The 18,554-nt window shown below is 73.2% G+C and carries 18 protein-coding genes and 1 tRNA gene; 11 read left to right on the top strand and 8 right to left on the bottom strand.

Annotated elements, in window-relative coordinates; all coding sequences use genetic code 11:
• Positions 1–45: 45 nt before the first annotated feature.
• On the top strand, positions 46–2,130 hold the full coding sequence (locus V6V16_RS09265; RefSeq protein ID WP_334561419.1) for an AIPR family protein: 2,085 nt from the start codon (positions 46–48) through the stop codon (positions 2,128–2,130).
• Between the two features lie 270 nt (positions 2,131–2,400).
• Here V6V16_RS09265 and V6V16_RS09270 read toward each other — a convergent pair whose 3' ends face one another.
• On the bottom strand, positions 2,401–2,760 hold the full coding sequence (locus tag V6V16_RS09270; RefSeq protein WP_334561420.1) for a hypothetical protein: 360 nt from the start codon (positions 2,758–2,760) through the stop codon (positions 2,401–2,403).
• Positions 2,761–2,884: 124 nt separating this feature from the next.
• Between V6V16_RS09270 and V6V16_RS09275 the strand changes: the two genes are divergently transcribed.
• Both V6V16_RS09275 and V6V16_RS09280 read left to right on the top strand, forming a co-directional pair.
• Positions 2,885–3,736 (top strand): helix-turn-helix domain-containing protein, encoded by an 852-nt coding sequence (locus tag V6V16_RS09275; protein ID WP_442934054.1) that lies wholly within the window; start codon positions 2,885–2,887, stop codon positions 3,734–3,736.
• A complete protein-coding gene (locus tag V6V16_RS09280) occupies positions 3,724–3,918 on the top strand; it encodes a DUF397 domain-containing protein (RefSeq protein ID WP_334561421.1) in 195 nt (64 codons plus the stop codon). Before V6V16_RS09275 ends, V6V16_RS09280 begins: the two co-directional genes overlap by 13 nt.
• 34 nt (positions 3,919–3,952) lie before the next feature.
• On the opposite strand, the gene V6V16_RS09285 is transcribed toward V6V16_RS09280, so the two are convergent.
• Together V6V16_RS09285 and V6V16_RS09290 are read right to left on the bottom strand one after the other, a co-directional pair.
• Positions 3,953–4,381: a nitroreductase family deazaflavin-dependent oxidoreductase gene (locus tag V6V16_RS09285; RefSeq protein ID WP_334561422.1), complete on the bottom strand. Its 429-nt coding sequence runs from the start codon at positions 4,379–4,381 to the stop codon at positions 3,953–3,955.
• Between the two features lie 55 nt (positions 4,382–4,436).
• Positions 4,437–5,789, bottom strand: a complete 1,353-nt coding sequence (locus V6V16_RS09290; RefSeq protein ID WP_334561423.1) for a pentapeptide repeat-containing protein — start codon at positions 5,787–5,789, stop codon at positions 4,437–4,439.
• A 224-nt stretch (positions 5,790–6,013) separates the two neighbouring features.
• On the opposite strand from V6V16_RS09290, the gene V6V16_RS09295 reads away from it, so the two are divergent.
• Positions 6,014–6,808 carry a lipase family alpha/beta hydrolase gene (locus V6V16_RS09295; RefSeq protein ID WP_334561424.1) on the top strand — a complete coding sequence of 265 codons (795 nt, stop codon included), beginning with the start codon at positions 6,014–6,016 and terminating at the stop codon, positions 6,806–6,808.
• 43 nt (positions 6,809–6,851) lie between these two features.
• Here the strand turns inward: V6V16_RS09295 and V6V16_RS09300 are convergent, their stop codons facing one another.
• Entirely contained in the window at positions 6,852–7,724 is an 873-nt protein-coding gene (locus V6V16_RS09300) for an aldo/keto reductase (RefSeq protein ID WP_442934055.1), read from the bottom strand.
• Positions 7,725–8,022: 298 nt separating this feature from the next.
• On the opposite strand from V6V16_RS09300, the gene V6V16_RS09305 reads away from it, so the two are divergent.
• The 5 genes from V6V16_RS09305 (at position 8,023) to V6V16_RS09325 (ending at position 12,809) form a co-directional block, all read left to right on the top strand.
• On the top strand, positions 8,023–8,388 hold the full coding sequence (locus tag V6V16_RS09305; RefSeq protein ID WP_334561426.1) for a YciI family protein: 366 nt from the start codon (positions 8,023–8,025) through the stop codon (positions 8,386–8,388).
• 294 nt (positions 8,389–8,682) lie between these two features.
• Entirely contained in the window at positions 8,683–10,131 is a 1,449-nt protein-coding gene (gene pyk / locus V6V16_RS09310; protein WP_334561427.1) for a pyruvate kinase, read from the top strand.
• Positions 10,128–11,012 (top strand): acyl-CoA thioesterase, encoded by an 885-nt coding sequence (locus V6V16_RS09315; protein ID WP_334561429.1) that lies wholly within the window; start codon positions 10,128–10,130, stop codon positions 11,010–11,012. Before pyk ends, V6V16_RS09315 begins: the two co-directional genes overlap by 4 nt.
• Before the next feature lie 83 nt (positions 11,013–11,095).
• Positions 11,096–11,566 (top strand): RrF2 family transcriptional regulator, encoded by a 471-nt coding sequence (locus tag V6V16_RS09320; RefSeq protein ID WP_334561430.1) that lies wholly within the window; start codon positions 11,096–11,098, stop codon positions 11,564–11,566.
• Positions 11,567–11,807: 241 nt separating this feature from the next.
• The gene (locus tag V6V16_RS09325) at positions 11,808–12,809 is read left to right on the top strand and encodes a sulfite exporter TauE/SafE family protein (RefSeq protein WP_334561431.1); all 1,002 of its coding nucleotides are present in this window, start codon (positions 11,808–11,810) and stop codon (positions 12,807–12,809) included.
• Positions 12,810–12,898: 89 nt separating this feature from the next.
• On the opposite strand, the gene V6V16_RS09330 is transcribed toward V6V16_RS09325, so the two are convergent.
• The 3 genes from V6V16_RS09330 to V6V16_RS09340 form a co-directional block, all read right to left on the bottom strand.
• Positions 12,899–14,332 (bottom strand): pyridoxal phosphate-dependent decarboxylase family protein, encoded by a 1,434-nt coding sequence (locus V6V16_RS09330; RefSeq protein ID WP_334561432.1) that lies wholly within the window; start codon positions 14,330–14,332, stop codon positions 12,899–12,901.
• A gap of 315 nt (positions 14,333–14,647) precedes the next feature.
• Positions 14,648–15,658, bottom strand: a complete 1,011-nt coding sequence (locus tag V6V16_RS09335) for an LLM class flavin-dependent oxidoreductase (protein WP_334561433.1) — start codon at positions 15,656–15,658, stop codon at positions 14,648–14,650.
• Positions 15,659–15,740: 82 nt separating this feature from the next.
• Complete coding sequence (locus V6V16_RS09340) at positions 15,741–16,220, bottom strand: Lrp/AsnC family transcriptional regulator (protein ID WP_334561434.1); 480 nt, start codon at positions 16,218–16,220, stop codon at positions 15,741–15,743.
• 83 nt (positions 16,221–16,303) lie between these two features.
• Between V6V16_RS09340 and V6V16_RS09345 the strand changes: the two genes are divergently transcribed.
• Positions 16,304–17,482, top strand: coding sequence for a trans-sulfuration enzyme family protein (locus V6V16_RS09345; RefSeq protein ID WP_334561435.1), 1,179 nt, complete (start codon positions 16,304–16,306; stop codon positions 17,480–17,482).
• Positions 17,483–17,696: 214 nt separating this feature from the next.
• On the opposite strand, the gene V6V16_RS09350 is transcribed toward V6V16_RS09345, so the two are convergent.
• A tRNA-Leu gene (locus V6V16_RS09350) sits at positions 17,697–17,774 on the bottom strand.
• A gap of 94 nt (positions 17,775–17,868) precedes the next feature.
• Here V6V16_RS09350 and V6V16_RS09355 point away from each other — a divergent pair.
• Positions 17,869–18,489: an ANTAR domain-containing response regulator gene (locus V6V16_RS09355; RefSeq protein ID WP_334561437.1), complete on the top strand. Its 621-nt coding sequence runs from the start codon at positions 17,869–17,871 to the stop codon at positions 18,487–18,489.
• Positions 18,490–18,554 lie beyond the last annotated feature (65 nt).

The raw sequence follows: 18,554 nt of genomic DNA on the forward strand, positions 1-18,554 counted from the left end.
CATCGGCCCGAACTGATCGTTTGACAATGCACAGGAAGGCCTCGGATGAACCCCCTCCAGGTGCGACATGTTCGAGAGGCGCTTGTTCGCCAGTTCGAAGGGCACATCGACCTTAGCGACCTCGACGATAAGGCACCAGCGAGGCATCGCGAACAGTCCTTCCTCTCCAGAGCGTTGGCCGCGATGGCCGTCCAGCACCTTGTCGGAACCGGACCATCTGAGGCAGCGATTTCCGTTATTGACGGGTTCGATGACTGGGGTATCGACGCGGTGGCGGTGAGCGAGGACGTGCCGCACGTATGGCTGGTGCAGGCAAAATGGAGCGACAACGGTAACGCTTCCCTGGATCAGGCGAGCGCGCTCAAGTTCAAGCAGGGGTTCGATCTGTTGCTGCGGGAGGAGTATGCCCGCTTCAACAAACGCTTCCAGGGCTTGGCGGACCGCGTCGATCGGGCGTTCGGCGAGGGCGAGATCAAGATAACGCTCGTCGTGGCGTTGCTCGGGCGCCCGGTACTGGCTGACGCCGTGGAGTTCGTCTTCAAGCAGGCGTGCAAAGAGACCGAGCCGATGACCGACGTGAAGGTTATGGGTCTGCCAGACTTCCACGAGTTGGTGCGGGCTGGCGTCGGCGAGCCCAAGATCGGACTTACGGCTCGCCTCGACGGCTGCGCGTCGGTCCCGGAGCCGTTCAAAGCCCACTACGGCACGATGCATGCGGGCGACGTCGCCTCATGGTATGAGGAACATGGCGACCGGCTGTTCGCGAAGAACATCCGCACCTCGTTGGGTCTGACGACGGTAAACCGAAGCATCACGGATACCCTGATCAAGCGGCCAGCCCACTTCTGGTACTTCAACAACGGCATCACCGTGCTTTGCGACAGTGTCCGCCGCACCGCTAAGTTCGCGAACGCGGCGGGCGGCCCAGGAGACTTCGTTCTCGCTGGTGCGAGCGTTGTCAACGGTGCGCAAACCGTTGCCGCCATTCACGCGGCGGTCAAACAGGCACCCGAGGTGGCCAGTGCCGGGCGGGTATGGGTTCGCCTCATTTCCCTTGAAGACTGCCCGGAGGGCTTCGCCACTGAGGTTACCCAGGCTACGAACACGCAGAACCAGGTGAAGGCCAGAGACTACGCCGCGCTCGACGAGCGCCAGGCACGTCTCCGTGACGACTTTGCCTTGTCTCTGCACAAGACGTACGTGTACAAGCGGGGCGACGTCGATCCGGCTCCAGCCGCCGGCTGTTCCATCGTTGAAGCCGCGATGAGTCTGTCCTGCGCCAACCGCAATGCGGAACTCGCGATGCGGGCGAAGCAGAACCAGGAACTCCTGTGGGAGTTCGGCGCGAACGGCACCTACCGCCTGCTCTTCGGCCCGCAGCCGAGCGCCTATCGTGTCTGGCGGTCGGTGCTCGTTCTCCGTGCCGTCCTAGCGCACCTCGTGGCGGGCGACCGGACGAGGGAAGGCCGGGCGGCTCAGGTCGCAGAGCATGGAGACCTGCTCATCGTGCATCTGGTCATGCAACGTCTCGCTCAGGAAGCGTTCGACGACCAGAACGCCGATTGGGAGCCGGTACTCGCGCGCGTGCCGGCCCTGACCGATTCAGCACTGGGCTGGTTGATTCATCACTTTGATGCAGAATATCCGACCAGTTCAGCTCTCGTGACCTTCAAACATCCCCAGAAGTGCCGTCAGCTCGTCGATCTCGCGCTCGGATCAATGCGGAGCGGCCAGCCGCGCCCAGAGATGCCGGCGGAGTACAGCCCGGCACCGAAGGAAGGCGAGCGAAGGGTGGCAGCCGTTGCGGTGCTTGTGAACTCGGGGGCAGTCGTCGACGGATCGCCCGTCGAGTTCCGGCCGGTGACTGGTCCCGAGCGTCGGACCTTGCTGCCGTGGATCGCGGAGGAGCCGCGGCGAGGGCAGGCTACCTGGGTCAACGACCGCCGTCGCCCGCTGCTGTGGGCCGCTGATGGTAAGCAGTACTCCCCGACTGGACTGACAATGCAGATGCTCAAGATGGCGCCAGGGGAACCGCCTAAGGCAGTGCAAGGGACGACGCGCTGGTACCTGCCCGGCGTCGGCTCACTCGCGGCTCTCGCAGACAGCATTCGCTCCGCCGAGAACGAGTAGGCCGACCGGACCAACGTCATTGAGAGCGGACCGGCACCCAGTCCGTGAATCGCCTGTGCAGGTCCGCCGAAGGTGCGCCGGGGTAATGCTGCGCGAACTGGTCGGCGGCGGCTTCCTCCCGCAGCGTCACGAGGTGGACCATGAGCCCCGGCATGTCGCCCCGGAACCTCGCGAGGAGCCACAGCTTCGCCGGGGAGCAGGGCCAGGCGATTCCGCAGGCCCGGCAGCGCCACGTCGGGCGGGACGGTACGTGGTCGCGGATGGGCGTGCTCACCGGCTGGTGCTCGCGTTGCGCCGGGTCGGAGTGGGGCGCGTGGCCGAGGGCGTCCGTGTGGGACGCATGCCGTCGGGCCGCACGTACAACTCGCGATGCTCGATCGCGTCGCCGCGCGCGTCGAGGCGATACGCCTCGATCCACGTCCAGCCGTGGTAGGTGACCAGGTCGGTTCGCTCGCGGATCACCCGTACCGTGATGGGCGTGGCGAACTGCGGCGACGCCTCGCGCGTCAGCAGGTACACGCCGGGGCTGACCCGGGGCGTCCCGTCCTCGCGGGTGCTGGCCGTCGCGGCGGCGGGGCGCGTCGCCCAACGCGTCGCCGGCACGGCATTCGCGGGCCTCGGCACGGGCACAGGCCTCTCCATTCGTCGTCAGTGGGCTGAAGCGCGGGCCGGGCGTCCCGCGCTCCTTCCACCCTGGACGCGCGCCCCCTAGTCTCGGAATAGTGACCACCTGATCGCGGAACGTGGTGTGCGGATGCGGGTTGGCGACGAACGGTGCGGAGAGTCGTGGAGGGGCGTGGAAACCGTGGGAATCTCGCCGTCGGAGTACCTGCTTCGTGAGCTGCGACGGCGCCGGGCGGCCGCCGGGTTGACCCAGGCACAGCTCGGTGAGCTGGTCTTCTGCTCGGACTCCCAGGTGAGCGCCATCGAGACCGGGACCAAGCCGCCGACCGCGCCCTACCTGACCGCTGTCGACAGGGCGCTGGAAACCGGCGGATACTTCGCGACGCTCTGGAACGAGCTGGTCAAGGGCGATGCCGCGCCGATCTGGCTGCGCGAGTGGATACAGATCGAACGCGAGGCCACCGCCCTGCGTTGGTACGAGCACGCGTTCGTGCCGGGACTTCTCCAGACCGAGGCGTACGCGCGAGCGACCTTCCGGGCGGCGCGGACGCCGGTTGCCGAGCTGGACCAGCGGGTCGCCGCGCGGATGGAACGGCAGGAGGTGCTGGCCCGCGATCCGAGCCCTCAGCTCTTCGTGGTGCTCGACGAGATGGTGGTCCGCCGGGCCTGCGGCGGCCCCGACGTGATGGCCGAGCAGCTCGAACACCTGCTGACCTGCGCCCAACAGCCGCATATCCAGTTGCAGGTCGTGCCGCTGTCCGCTGGCATCTACTCAGGGCTGGCCGGAGCGTTCATCCTGGCCGACCTGCCCGACGGCTCGCGTGCGGGCTGTGTGGACCATCAGTTGGAGGTGCAGACCACCGGGCAGCCTGACGCGATTGCCCGCGTGGGGCTGGCGTGGGACGCTGTGCGAGGCGAAGCCCTCCCGCTGAGGCAATCATTCGACGTGCTCAAGGAGGCGGCGAAGGCATGGACATCCTGACCGGTGCGCGGTGGCGCAAGTCGTCCCGCTCGTCGACGAACGGTGGAACCTGCGTCGAGGTGGCCGACAACCTGCCCGGCGTCGTCGGCGTACGGGATTCGAAGGACCCGGCCGGTCCCGCGCTCGTCTTCACCCCGACCGCCTGGCGGGCCTTCGTCTCCCGGCTCACCGACCGCGCCTGACAACCCGGCTGACGAGGCGGGCGGCCGGTGACGGTCAGGTCCGCTCGACCACCACCACCGGGATCTCCCGGTCGGTGCCCTCCTGGTAGCGGGCGTAGGTCGGGAAGACCTCGGTCATCGCCTGCCACAGCCGGGGCCGCTCCTCGGCGGTGGCGGTCCGCGCCGTGCCCCGGAACGTCTCGGCCCCGACCTGCACCTCCACCTGGGGATCGGCGCACAGGTTGAGGTACCAGTTCGGGTGCCGCGCCGACCCGCCGTTGGACGCCACCAGCAGGTAGCGGTCGCCGTCGCGGCCGTAGAGGAGCGCGGTGCGCCGCAGCGTGCCCGACCGGCGCCCCCGGGTGGTGATCAGCAGGGCGTCGTAGCCGTGGTACTTCCCGCCGTCGGCGCCGTCGGTCGCCACGTAGCGGCGCACATGGCTGGAAACCCACTCGACCGGGCTGTCCGCAATGGTCTCCGCCATCGGGGCAGCCTGTCGGCCGCGCGGTGCCGACGAGGGGCCCGCCGCACCGCGACGGTCAGGGGTCGGTGAGCAGCAGCCAGTCGTCGTCGAGCGGGGCGACGGTGGTGCCCTCGGGCCAGACGTGCGGGCCGGCGGCCGACGCCCGCGCCTGGTCGACCAGGGGCCGGCGGGCGAACGTCGCCCCGTCGAAGGTGACCGGGCCGGGGAAGCGGGCCCGGCCGAAGTTCGCCGCCCCCTCGAAGCGGGCCCGCTCGAACCAGGTCTCCTCGCCGAACCTCGTCCACCGGAACAGGGCCAGGTCCGCGAAGCGGGCCTGCCGGAACCCGGCGTGGCCGGTGAACGCGGCGTGGTCCATCGAGACCCCGCCCAGGAAGACCGCCTCGCGGAAGGTGGCGCTGTCGGTGAAGCGGGCCGCGTCGAAGCTCGCCGGCCGGTGGAACGTGGCGCCGCGGAAGGAGGCCCGGGCGATGGTGGCCTGCCGGCACGACAGCCCGCCCGCGAGGTCGGCCCGCTCGAAGCTGACCCCGCCGGTGATCCGGACGTCGTCGAGGACGATCTCGGCCTCGCCGCGCAGGTCGTCGCAGATCAGGTCGGCGAAGGTCGCGCCGAGGGAGAGCCGCCCGCCCACCGTCGCGCCGGCCAGGCTGGTGGTGCCGGCGCAGACCGCGCCGGTGAGGTCCGCGTCGACCAGGGTGCAGCCGGCGGCGTCGAACCCGTCGAGCCGGGCGCCGGTCAGGTCCAGCCTGACCCCGGGCCAGAAGGCGTCGTCGTCCGCGCGCAGGTGCCGGGTCAGGACCCGCTGCGCGGTGCGGCGCACCTCCGCCTCGCGCGCGTCGTCCTCGGCCGCCGGCATCCGCAGGTACGCGCAGAGCACCGCCACGATCGTCTCGCGCTGCGCGGGATTGTCCTGCCCGAGCCGTTCCAGGGCGTGCAGGCCGCCCAGGCGTACGGCCGCGTTGTCGTTGCCGAGCAGTTCGACGGCGCCGGTGTACAGCTCGGTCAGCCGGCGCTCGGCGGCGTCGTGCTCGGCCGCCCCGGCCTGTCGTTCCTGGTGCCGCTGGCCGGCCTCGGCGACCTGCTCCGCGTGCGCCTGCACGCGTTCGCGGTGCGCCTGGTCCTGCGCGGCGACGGACTCCTGGTGCCGCTGGGCGCGTTCGCCGATCCACTGTCGCCGGGCGGCGAGCAGCAGCGCGAGCCCGCCGCCGGTGCCGGCCACCACCGTGAGCCCGGTGCGGATGGCGTCGATGCGCAGCGTGGCGCGGGTGTCCGGCTGGGTGGCCCGGTCGGCCTCGCCGAGCAGCCAGTCGAGCACCAGCCAGCCGAGCAGCGCGGCGAGCAGCAGGCCGACGAGCACCAGCCACCACGGCATCACCCGCAGCGGCTCTTCGCGGGGCGGCGTCGGGGGCACGGGTCACAGCATGCCACCGCGCCCGGACCGACGTGGGGCACCGTCCCTCGTGGACGGCGCGGGCCGGGATTGCCGGTTTGCGCGCCCGGCGCGACAAGAGGTTACCGGCTCGTAACTTGTCATTGACGGCGGTGGATCACGGACATCATCATCTTCCCACGATCGATCGGACCCCCCGCCCGCCGTCCCCGGCCCCCCGGGTACCTCCCGCCGGAGGTGCAGCCATGCTGCTCCGAAAGATCACTGTCGTCGCCACCGCCGTCGCCGCGCTGCTCGTGCCGGCCGCCGCCGCGACGGCCGCCCCCGACCGTCCCGCCTCCGACCGTCCCGCCCCCGCCCCGGCCGCTGCCCCGGCCGCCACCGGCAATCCCGTCATCGTCGTCGGCGGCCTGATCGGCGTCTCCATCGCGTACGAGCCGATCGCCGCGCGGCTGCGCGCCGACGGTCACCGGGTCTTCGTCTACCAGTTGCCGGGGCTCGGCCTCGGTGACATCCGCGACTCCGCCCGCGCCTTCGCCGGATTCGTGGACCAGGTCCGGTCGGTCACCGGGGCCGCCCAGGTGGACCTGGTCGGCCACTCCGAAGGGGGCCTGGTCTCCCGCTGGTACGTCAAGTTCCTCGGCGGCGCGGACGCCGTCGGGCGCTACGTCAGCCTCGGCAGCCCCCAGCAGGGCACCTACGTGGCCAACATCCTGCGCGTCGTCGGGCTCGGCAGCTGCGCCGGAGTCGTCGCCTGCCAGCAGATGTCCATCGGCTCGGACTTCCTCGCCGACCTCAACGCCGGCGACGACGCCCCCGGCGCGCTCCGCTGGACCACCGTACGGACGTGGCAGGACGAGCTGGTCCGCCCGGTCGGCAACGCCACGCTGGCCGACGGCGCGACCAACGTGCTGATCCAGGCCGCCTGCCCGCTGCGCGCGGTCGGTCACCTCGGTCTCGTCCTGGACGGCACCACGTACTCCGTCGTGCGGCAGGCGCTGCGCGGGGAGGCGATCCGCCCGAACTGCCTCGCCTTGTAGCGGGCGGGGCGGGCGGCCGGGCGCCGCCCGCCCCCACGGCACGTCAGGCGGCCTTGGCCAGGGCCTCGTACTCGTCGTCGGTGAGCCGCACCTCGGCGGCGGCGACGTTCTCCTCCAGGTGCGCGACCGACGACGTGCCCGGGATCGGCAGCATCACCGGCGAGCGGCGCAGCAGCCAGGCGAGGGCGAGCTGCGCCGGCGTCGCGCCGTGCCCGGTGCTGATCGCGTCCAGCGGGCCGCCCGGGCGGGCCAGGTCCCCGGTGGCGATCGGGTACCAGGGGATGAAGGCCAGGTCGTTGCGCTCGCAGTGCTCCAGGACGTCCTCCGCGCCCCGTTCGGCCAGGTTGTAGAGGTTCTGCACGGAGGCGATCGGGGCGATGCTCCGGGCCGCCTCGATCTGCTCGACGCTGACCTCGGAGAGGCCGATGTGCCGGATCTTGCCCTCCTGTCGCAGCAGCGCCAGCTCGCCAAGCTGGTCCGCCAGCGGCACCCGCGGGTCGATCCGGTGCAGCTGGTAGAGCCCGATGCAGTCCAGGCCGAGGTGCCGCAGGCTCAGCTCGCACTGCTGGCGCAGGTACTCCGGGCGCCCCACCGGCCGCCAGTCGCCCGGTCCGGAGCGGGTCAGGCCGGCCTTGGTAGCGATGACCAGGTCGTCGGCGTACGGGTGCAGCGCCTGCCGGATCAGCGTCTCGCTGACGAAGGGGCCGTACGAGTCGGCCGTGTCGACGAACGTGACGCCCAGCTCGTACGCCCGGCGCAGCACCCGCACGGCCTCCGCCGGGTCCTTCGGGTCGCCCCACACGCCGGGGCCGGTGAGCTGCATCGCCCCGTAGCCGAGCCGGTCGACCCGGAGGTCGCCCCCGATCAGGTACGTGCCCGAGGCCTTCGCGGGCTGCCTGCCGGCGTCGTTCGTCATGCGTGGACTCCCCATCCTGTCGCTGGTCCCGGGCGGCCGATCCAGCCACCACCGCACGGGGTTCCCAGCCGGCGCCGGGAGCACCGTCACCGGGACGGATCGAGACCGGGATCACCGTCGCGCCGCCGGGACCGGGCGCGACCGGTACGGAGGGGGCGTCGGCGCCCGGCGTGGGCCGGGGGCGGACGAAGTTGGCCGGAGCGCCCGTGCCGGTCGGCCGCCCGTGGGACGCTGGGCCCGTGCCGGCTCGGCGTCGACCACCAGTCGCCGCGTACGGCGCCACGCGGGAGGGAGCGCCATGACGGGAGTGCCGCAGGTCGACTTCGCGCTCGACACGTACGAGTGCATCGTGCTCTATCCCGGCGCGGCCGGGCGGGCGCTGCCGGCGGAGACGGTGCAGCGGTTGCAGGCCGAGCACCTCGCGCACATGCAGGCCCTGCAACGGCGGGGAATCATCCTGGTGGCGGGCTCGGTGGACGGCCCGGCCCGCGAGCCCGACCCGCCCATCGGCTTCGGCCTGGCCCGCACCGGCTCGGTGGACGACGTGCGCAGCGTGATGCAGGCCGACCCGGCCGTGCAGGCCGGGCTCTACCGGGTGGACGTGATGACCTTCCTCTGCCCGGCGGGTTCCCTGGAGTTTCCGCTGGTCAAGACGCAGAGCTGAGTCGTATCCCCGTTCCGGTGGCCACCGCCCCGGCCGCTCCGCCGCCCCGCCGCGCGGTGCCGCCGCGGCCGTCCGCGCGCCGCCGTGACGCCGACCGGGCGGCTCCGGCCCTGCGGGTGCCCGGTAGCGCCGGGGGCGTACGATTCCGGCGCGCGGTCGCCGATGCCCGCCGCCTCGACGTTCCGGCGTGGGTTCCGCCCGCCGGCTGCGCGCACGCCGCGCGTCGTTGGACAATGTTCCGCATTCCGCAAGGGGTCGGCCCAGAGCGCCCGACCCGGAGGAGAGACTAGCCTGATGGGCGTGACACGCCGCGCGAAGATCGTCTGCACTCTTGGTCCCGCCACCTCGTCGCCGGAGCGCATCCGCGGCCTCGTCGAGGCCGGCATGAACGTGGCCCGGCTCAACTTCAGCCACGGCAGCCACGAAGACCACGAGGCGGTGTACCGGCTGGTCCGCGAGGCCTCCGAGGCGGCCGGCCGGCCGGTGGCGGTGCTCGCCGACCTCCAGGGCCCGAAGATCCGGCTCGGCCGGTTCGCCGACGGCCCCCACGAGTGGCGCACCGGCGACTCGGTCGTGATCACCGGCGACGACGTCCTCGGCAGCAAGGAGCGGGTCTCCTGCACCTACCGCAAGCTTCCGCAGGAGGTCAAGCCGGGCGACCGGCTGCTGATCGACGACGGCCGGGTCGCCGTCGAGGTCACCGACGTCACCGGCAACGACATCCGCTGCCTGGTCACCGAGGGCGGCCCCGTCTCCAACAACAAGGGCGTCTCGCTGCCGAACGTGGCGGTCAGCGTGCCGGCGATGTCCGACAAGGACGCCGAGGACCTGCGTTTCGCGCTCGGCCTGGGCGTGGACCTGATCGCGCTCTCCTTCGTCCGCTCGGCGGACGACATCAAGCTGGTGCACAACATCATGGCCGAGGAGGGCGTACACCGGCCGGTGCTGGCCAAGGTGGAGAAGCCCGAGGCGGTCGACTGCCTGGAGCAGATCGTGCTGGCCTTCGACGGCGTCATGGTCGCCCGCGGCGACCTCGGCGTCGAGCTGCCGCTCGACCAGGTCCCGCTGGTGCAGAAGCGCGCCGTGCAGCTCTGCCGGGAGAACGCCAAGCCGGTCATCGTGGCCACCCAGATGCTCGACTCGATGATCGAGAATTCGCGGCCGACCCGCGCCGAGGCCTCCGACGTGGCCAACGCCGTGCTCGACGGCGCCGACGCGGTGATGCTCTCCGGCGAGACGAGCGTCGGCAAGTACCCGGTGCTCACCGTCAGCACCATGGCGAAGATCGTCACCACCACCGAGTCCGGCTCGATCGGGGTGCCGCGCCTGCAGCACGACCCGCGTACGCACGGCGGGGCGCTGACCGTCGCCGCGTCCTCGATCGCCCGGGCCATCGGCGCGAAGGCCCTGGTCGCCTTCTCGCAGACCGGCGACACCGTGCGGCGGCTCTCCCGGCTGCACTGCGACCTGCCGCTGCTCGCCTTCACGCCGGTGCCCGAGGTGCGCCACCAGCTCGCCCTCTCCTGGGGTGTGGAGACGTTCCTGATGCCGTTCGTCGAGCACACCGACGACATGTTCCGCCAGGTCGACCAGGCGCTGCTCGGGCTCGACCGGGCCAACCCGGGCGACTACGTGGTCATCGTCGCCGGCAGCCCGCCCGGCACCCCGGGCTCGACCAACACGCTGCGCGTACACCAGCTCGGATCGCTGGTCGACGCGGCGTCCGCGCGGGCCCTGCAGTGAGCGACGCGGACGTCGCGGTCGGGCAGGCCGCGGTCGACCAGCTCCTGGAGGTGCTCGACCTGGAGCACACCGGCGGGATGACCTTCCGCGGGATGAGCCCCCAGGTCGGCCCCCAGCGGGTGTACGGCGGCCAGGTCGCCGGCCAGGCGCTGGTGGCCGCCGGCCGCACCGTCGACCCGGCCCGCTTCGTGCACTCGCTGCACGGCTACTTCGTACGGCCCGGCGACCCGGCCGAGCCGATCGCCTACGAGGTGGAGAACGTCCGCGACGGCCGCTCGTTCTCGGTGCGCCGCTCGGTGGCGCTCCAGCACGACAAGCCGATCTTCTTCATGTCGGCGTCGTTCCAGCGGGCGGAGGAGGGCCTGGACCACCAGGCGCCCACCCCGCCCGACGTGCCGGGGCCGGACGAGGTCCCGACGATGACCGACCGCCTCGCCCGCTACCCGGAGCGGCTCGGCATCTGGGCGCAGATCCCGCGCCCGATCGACGTCCGCTACGTCGGCGAGCCCGGCTGGGTACGCCCCGGCGACCGCCCCGCCGACCCGCACCAGCGGGTCTGGATGCGCATCGACGGCAAGCTGCCCGACGACCCGCTGCTGCACGCCTGCGCCCTGACGTACGCCTCCGACCTGACGCTGCTCGACTCGGTGCTCTCGGTGCACGGCGAGGTCTGGGGCCCGGGCGGCGTGGTCGGGGCCAGCCTCGACCACGCGCTCTGGTTCCATCGGCCGTGCCGCGCCGACGAGTGGTTCCTCTACGACTGCTGGAGCCCGTCGGCCTCCGGCGCGCGGGGGCTCGCCACCGGCCGCATGTTCACCGTCGACGGGCGGCACGTCGCCAGCGCGGTGCAGGAAGGGCTGCTGCGCCGGGTCGGCGACTGAGCGGCGGTCCACGCATCGTCTTCGGCCGGTCGGCCGAGGGGTGATCGGCCGGGCGGGGTGCCCGGGCCGCTAACCTTGCCGGCATGCGTCTCTCCGCCCGGGTCGACTACGCCCTCCGCGCGGTCGCCGAGCTCGCCTCGGTGACCGTCGACGCCGGGGCCGGGCGAGGGCGGCCCGTGACCGCCGACCAGATCGCCCGCGCCCAGGAGATTCCGCCGAAGTTCCTGGAGAGCATCCTGCTGCAACTGCGCCGGGGCGGCATCGTGCAGGCCCAGCGCGGCCCGGAGGGCGGCTACTGGCTGGCCCGGCCGGCGGGGGAGATCTCGTTGGCCGACGTGATCCGGGTGATCGACGGCCCGCTCGCGCACGTCCGCGGGCAGCGGCCCGAGGACCTCGGCTACCACGGCGCCGCCCGGTCCCTCCAGGAGGTCTGGATCGCCCTGCGGGCCAGCGAGCGCGAGATCCTGGAGCTGGTCACCGTCGCCGACGTCGCCGGCGGCACCCTGCCGGGCCGGGTCGTCGAGCTGGCCGCCGACCCCCGCGCCTGGAGCTGACGGACCTCCGGAGCCGACCCGCCTCCGGCCCTCCCGGCACGCGGCGTCCGCCTCACCGGGCCCGCTCTCGCCGCGCCTCCCGCCGCCGCTCGGCCGTCCCGGCGGCCCGGCCCGCCCGGTTCCGCCGCACGTCCGAGGCGGACTGTCGTCTCACGGACCGGGTGGAGGCTTGACCGCGGCCCGCCCCGTGCCGCATTGTCGACCAAGTCGATAGGAGATGCCGAAAAGTCGGGGGGCGCTCGTGCGCAAGCTGCTGGTACTCGCGCTGGTCGGGCTCGCGGCGCAACTCGTCGACGGGGCGCTGGGCATGGCGTACGGGCTCACCTCCTCCACGCTGCTGCTCCTCGTCGGCGTGGCGCCGGCCGCCGCGTCGGCCTCGGTGCACCTGGCCGAGATCGGCACCACGCTCGCGGCCGGGGTGTCGCACTGGCGCTTCGGCAACGTCGACTGGCGGGTCGTCACCCGCATCGCCCTCCCCGGCGCCGTGGGCGCGTTCGCCGGCGCGACGTTCCTCAGCTCGATCTCCACCGAGTCGGCCGCGCCGTGGATGGCCGGCATCCTGTTCACGCTCGGCGCGTACCTGCTGGTGCGCTTCTCCCGGCCGCTGCGCACCGACCGGCGCGGCGGCCGGCTGCGCGGCCGCTTCCTCGGCCCGCTCGGTCTCGTCGCCGGCTTCGTCGACGCCACCGGCGGCGGCGGGTGGGGACCGGTCGCCACGCCCGCCCTGCTGGTCAGCGGGCGGATGGAGCCGCGCAAGGTGATCGGCTCGGTGGACACCTCGGAGTTCGTGGTCGCCGGTGCCGCCAGTCTCGGCTTCCTCATCGGCCTCGGCTCCGAGGGCTTCCTGCTGCCGATGGTCGCCGCGCTGCTCATCGGCGGCCTGGTCGCCGCGCCCGTCGCGGCCTGGCTGGTGCGCGTCGTCCCCGCCCAGCTGCTCGGCGCGGCGATCGGCGGCGTGATCGTGCTGACCAACGCCCGGACGCTGATGCGCTCGGCCGAGCTCGGCGGCCCGGCCCGACCTGCCGTCTACGTCCTGCTGGCCCTCGCCTGGGCCGCCGCCCTCACGCTGGCCGTCCGGGCGCTGTTGCGCACCCGCCGGGAGGGGGCCGGCGTCGCCGCGGCTCTCGCGGCCGGCGCGCCCCACCCGCTGCCGGCGTCGGCCGCCGACGTCGCCGACCCGCTGCCCGCGCCGGCGCGACTGCCCGCCGAGCCGGCGACGGTGGGGGCGCCCGACCGTCGCTGACCCCCGGAGCCGCCCACCCGCCCCCCCCGGCGGCTCGCCCGCTCGACCGCCCGCGGACGTGAGCGGCTACGGGCGGGTGGCGGGGGCGGTCAGCGGGGTAGCAGGGCGGTCGCGGCGTCGGCGAGCAGGCTGAACGCCTCGTCCACGTGGGCCTCGGTGGTCTGCGGCGAGCCGACGGCCAACCGCAGCGTGTACCGGCCGTTCACCCGGGTGTGCGTCAGGTGCACCCGCCCGCCGGCGTTGACCCGGGCCAGCAGCTCCGCGTTGACCTCGTCGTCCGCCCGCGCCCGGAAGCACACCAGCGAGTAGGGGTGCGCCCCCACCAGCGTGAACCGCTCGTCGGCGCGCACCAGGTCGGCGAAGCGGGCGGCGAGCGCGACGCCGGAGCGGATGTGCGCCCGCAGCCCCTCGGCGCCGTACCAGCGCAGCACGAACCAGAGCTTCAACGCCCGGAACCGGCGACCCAGCGGCACCTGCCAGTCCCGGTAGTCGATCACCGCGCCGGACTCGGAGGCGGCGTTGCGCAGGTACTCCGGCAGGACGCTCAGCGCCTCGATCAGCTCGGCCGGGTCGGCCACCCAGAACGCGTCGCAGTCGAAGCCGGTGAGCAGCCACTTGTGCGGGTCGAAGCAGTACGAGTCGGCGTACTCCAGGCCGACGTGGCCGAAGCGCAGCTCCGGGCAGACCGCCGCCGCCCCCGCGTACGCGGCGTCGACGTGCAGGAAGACCCCGTATTCGGCGCAGATCGCGCCGATCTCCGGCAGCGGGTCGATCGCGGTGGTGGAGGTGGTGCCGACGGTCGCCACCACGATCGCCGGGACCACCCCGGCGGCCAGGTCCGCCTCGATGGCCGCGCGCAGCGCCGCCGGGGACATCGCCTGCGTCTCCGCGTCGACCTCCACCGGTCGTACGCCGTCGGCGCCCAGCCCCGCGATGCGCGCCGCCTTCTCGATGGACGAGTGGCCCTGGGTCGAGGCGTAGGCGCGGTAGCGGCGGTCGACGCCGACCTCGCGCCACCGGCCGCCGCCGGCCCGGTGCAGCGCGACCAGGGTCGCCACCAGCGTCGCCGAGGACGCCGAGTCCTGGATCACGCCGCCGCCACCGGAGCCGGAGCGGAACCGCTTCGGCAGCTCCAGCAGCTCGGCGAGCCAGTCCAGCAGCACCGTCTCCAGCTCGGTGCACGCCGGCCCGGTCGCCCAGAGCATGCCCTGCACGCCCAGCCCGGCGCTGACCAGGTCGCCCAGGACGCTCGGCCCGGACGTGTTGGCCGGGAAATAGCCGAAGAAGCCGGGGTGCTGCCAGTGGGTCAGCCCGGGGGTCACCAGCGTGTCCAGGTCGGCGAGGACGGCCTCCACCGGCTCGCCGTGCTCGGGTGGGCCGGCCGGCAGCCGGGCGGCCACCGCCCCGGGCGCCTCCCGCGACGTCACCGGCCGCTGCCCCAGGGTGGCCCAGTAGTCGGCGATCCAGTCCACCACCGCGTGCCCGGCGCGTCGGAACTCGTCCGGGGTCATGTGCTCAGCCACACCCTGAGTCGATCAAGGATCCGCCCCGGTGGCAAGGCGGGCCGGGGCGGGGGGCCCAGGGAAAGGGCAGGCCAGGGCGGGGGAGCCCCGGGTCGAGGCTCGCGGACGGCGCGCCGGCGCCCCGTCGGGCGTCCCCGGGCGGGCACGGGAATGAGCAGGCACCGGGCCGCAGCCGCGGAATCCGCACAGCTGCGGCCCGGTGCCCCACACCGCGGCATCCCCGACCCGTCCCGACCGGGAATGCCGTACCACCACCGGGGACAAACCTAGGCGGGCCACGCGTCGCCCCGGTGACGCCGACATGAAGATCGTGTTTCAGCCCTTCCGGCGCAGGCCGTCGGCCACCCGCTCGGCGACCAGCTCGTAGGAGCGCACCCGGTCGGCCACGTCGTACACCAGCGTGGTCAGCATCAGCTCGTCCGCGCCCGTGCGCGCCAGCAGCTCGCCGAGCTGCCGGCGGACCGTCTCCGGCGAGCCCGTCGCCTGCCCCTCCCGGCGCTGCCGCACGAACTCCCGCTCGGCCTCGGTGTACGGGTACGCCGCCGCCTCGTCCGGCGTCGACAGGGGCTCCGGCCGCCCCGAGCGCAACCGCAGGAACGACAGCGCCGCCGGCCCCGCCAGCCACTCCGCCCGCTCGTCGGTGTCCGCGCAGACCGCGTTGACCGCCACCATCGCGTACGGCTCGCTCAGCCACCGCGACGGCCGGAAGTTCTGCCGGTAGAGCGCCAGCGCGGGCACCGTGTTCTGCGCGCTGAAGTGGTGCGCGAAGGAGAAGGGCAGGCCCAGCAGCCCGGCCAGCTGGGCGCTGAACCCGCTGGACCCGAGCAGCCAGACCGCCGGCTGCTCGCCGAGCCCGGGGGTCGCGGTGATCGGCCCGGGCCGCTCGCCGCTGAAGTAGTTCATCAGGTCCGCCAGCTCCCGGGGGAAGCCCTCCGCCGACAGCCCCTCCATCGTCCGGCGCAGCGCCAGCGCCGTCACCTGGTCGGTGCCCGGGGCGCGGCCGATGCCCAGGTCGATCCGGCCCGGGTGCAGCGCCTCCAGCGTGCCGAACTGCTCCGCCACCACCAGCGGCGCGTGGTTGGGCAGCATCACCCCGCCCGAGCCCAGCCGGATCGTCGACGTGTGCGCCGCCAGGTGCGCCAGCAGCACGGCCGGGGCGGAACTCGCGATCGCCGGCATGTTGTGGTGCTCGGCCACCCAGAACCGGTGGTATCCCAGCTCCTCCGTGCGCCGGGCCAGCTCGGTGGTGTGCCGCAGGGCCGCGCCGGCGGTGGCGCCGGCCGCGACCGGGGCAAGATCGAGAACAGACAGCGGTACGTTGATCACGCCACCGGACAACCCCTCCCACCTCGGATTTGTTCCCCGAGGCGGGCGGGCCCACGCGGCGCGGCCCCGGCCGCTCGCGTGTTCAGCCCATGCCGCGTGCCTGCTCGAAGATCAGGCTGGTCTGGGTGTGCCGCACCGCCGGGTCCACGGCCAGATGGTCCAGCACGAAGTCGCGCAGCGCGTCCGCCGACGCGGCCCGCACGTGCAGCACGTAGTCCTCGGCGCCCGCCACGTGGAACACCGCCACCACCCCCGGCAGCCGCACCGAGCGGGCCCGGAAGGCGTCCACCGACGCCCGTTCGTGCGCGGTCAACCGCACCGAGACCAGGGCCTGCAACGGCAGCCCGACCGCCGCCGGGTCCACCTCCGCGTGGAAGCCGCGGATCGCCCCGCGCTCGCGCAGGGCCCGGGTACGGGTCAGGCACGTCGAGGGGGCCACCCCGACCCGCTCGGCGAGCGCGTTGTTGGGCAGCCGGCCGTCGGCGGCCAGCTCCGACAGGATGGCCCGGTCGGTGTCGTCCAGGTCCGTGAACCGCCGCACATCATTCGTCGCAAGGGGCATGGGGACATCCTCTACCGAATCGCAGCACCTATCCAAGCGTCGCGGCCGAATCATCTTCGGAAGTGTTGCCTCCACTCACCGACATGTTCGATCCTTCCCGCATGACGACCGTGGACACCAGAGCCGTGCACGCCGGCCGCGACGACCTCGCCGCCCTCGGCGTCCACGTGCCGCCCATCGATTTCTCCACCACCAACCCGCTGCCGTCGGTCGACGCCGGCGGCGACGCGTACGAGGCCCTCGCCACCGGCGGCACCCTCCCCGCCGGCGGCAGCGCCGTCTACCAGCGACTGTGGAATCCCACCGTCGCCCGCTTCGAGACCGCCCTGGCCGAACTCGAGAGCAGCACCGACGCCGTCGCCTTCGCCAGCGGCATGGCCGCCCTCACCGCCGCCGTGCTCGCGGCCACCCGCGACGGCCGGCGGCACCTCGTCGCCGTCCGCCCCCTCTACGGCGGCACCGACCACGTCCTCGCCACCGGCCTGCTCGGCACCACCGTCACCTGGGCCCGCGCGGACGAGGTCGCCGCCGCCGTTCGCCCCGACACCGCCCTGGTCATCGCCGAGACCCCGGCCAACCCCACCCTCGACCTGGTCGACATCGCCGCCCTCGCCCGGGCCGCCGGAGACGTCCCGCTGCTGGTCGACAACACCGTCGCCACCCCCGTGCTCCAGCAGCCCGCCCGGCACGGCGCCGCCCTCGTGCTGCACAGCGCCACCAAGAGCATCGGCGGACACGGCGACGTCCTCGCCGGAGTGGTCGCCTGCGACGCCGACTGGGCCGCCCGCCTGCGCCAGGTCCGCGCGCTCACCGGCGCGATCCTGCACCCGCTCGGCGCCTACCTGCTGCACCGCGGCCTGCAGACCCTGCCGGTCCGGGTCCGCGCCCAGCAGGCCGGCGCCGAGAAGCTCGCCGCCTGGCTCGCCAGCCACCCGGCCGTCGCGCGGGTGCACCACCCGTCGCTGCACGACCCCGCCGGGCTCGTCGGACGGCAGATGAGCGGCCCCGGCAGCCTCCTCGCCTTCGAGGTACGCGGCGGCGCTCCCGCCGCGGCGGCCGTGGCGAACTCCTGCCGCCTGATCACCCACGCGGTGTCGCTGGGCGGCGTGGACACCCTCGTCCAGCACCCGGCGTCGCTGACCCACCGGCCCGTGGAGGGCGAGGCGAAGCCGTGCGGCGGCCTGTTGCGCGTCTCCGTGGGCCTGGAGGACCCGGAGGACCTGCGCACGGACCTGGCGCGGGCGCTCGCCGTACTCGGCTGACCCTCCACCGTCTGGTCAGGACTGCGGGCCGACGTGGCGGTCGAGGCCGCGACCGCCTCCCGACGGACCACCGGCAGACCGCTGCGGCGATAGGAGAGGCCGACGTCCTGGGCGGTGTCGGCGATGCTCGCCCCGGAGAGGCGCAGGCGCCGGGCGCTAGCGCGAATCTCGGGTGGGTGCGCACCGCCGGCATCGAACATGCGTGCGACGGTTCTGGTGCCCTCGGTGGGATTCGAACCCACACTGTATGGATTTTGAGTCCATTGCCTGCTGCCGGTTGGGCTACGAGGGCGTTCCACGATTCGGCCCTGACAGACTACCCACTACGCTAAGGGGGGCGACACCCGGCACCGCGGGTGTCGAGCGCAGACTTGTGGGAGTGGCTCGTGGCCGACACGCAGACGGACGTCGAGCGCAGGCGCGTTCTGATCGCCGAGGACGAGGCGCTCATCCGGCTGGACCTCGCCGAGATGCTCGTCGAGGAGGGCTACGAGGTCGTCGGCGAGGCCGGTGACGGCGAGACCGCCGTCCGGCTCGCCGAGGAGCTCAAGCCGGATCTGGTCATCCTCGACATCAAGATGCCGATCATGGACGGGTTGGCCGCCGCCGAGCGGATCGCCGGCGCCCGGATCGCCCCGGTGATCATCCTGACCGCGTTCAGCCAGCGCGACCTGGTGGAGCGGGCCCGCGCGGCCGGCGCGATGGCGTACCTCGTGAAGCCGTTCCAGAAGAGCGACCTGGTGCCGGCGGTGGAGATCGCGCTGTCCCGCTACTCCGAGCTGGCCGCCCTGGAGGCGGAGGTCGCCGGGCTGACCGACCGGCTGGAGATCCGCAAGACGGTCGAGCGCGCCAAGGGTGCGCTCATGACGACCTACGGGATGACCGAGCCGCAGGCGTTCAAGTGGATCCAGCGCACGGCGATGGACCACCGGATGACCATGAAGGAGGTCGCCGAGCGGATCCTCGCGGAGACCGCCGGCGGCGAGGTCGCGCAGCCCACCGCGTGACCCGGCGCCGGGGGGCCGGCGCGACACGCCGGGAGCCCCGTCGGGCTCCTCGCGGGGCCAGTCGA

Origin of the sequence: Micromonospora sp. CPCC 205561 (genome assembly GCF_036906775.1) — a bacterium.
Lineage (GTDB): Bacteria > Actinomycetota > Actinomycetes > Mycobacteriales > Micromonosporaceae > Micromonospora.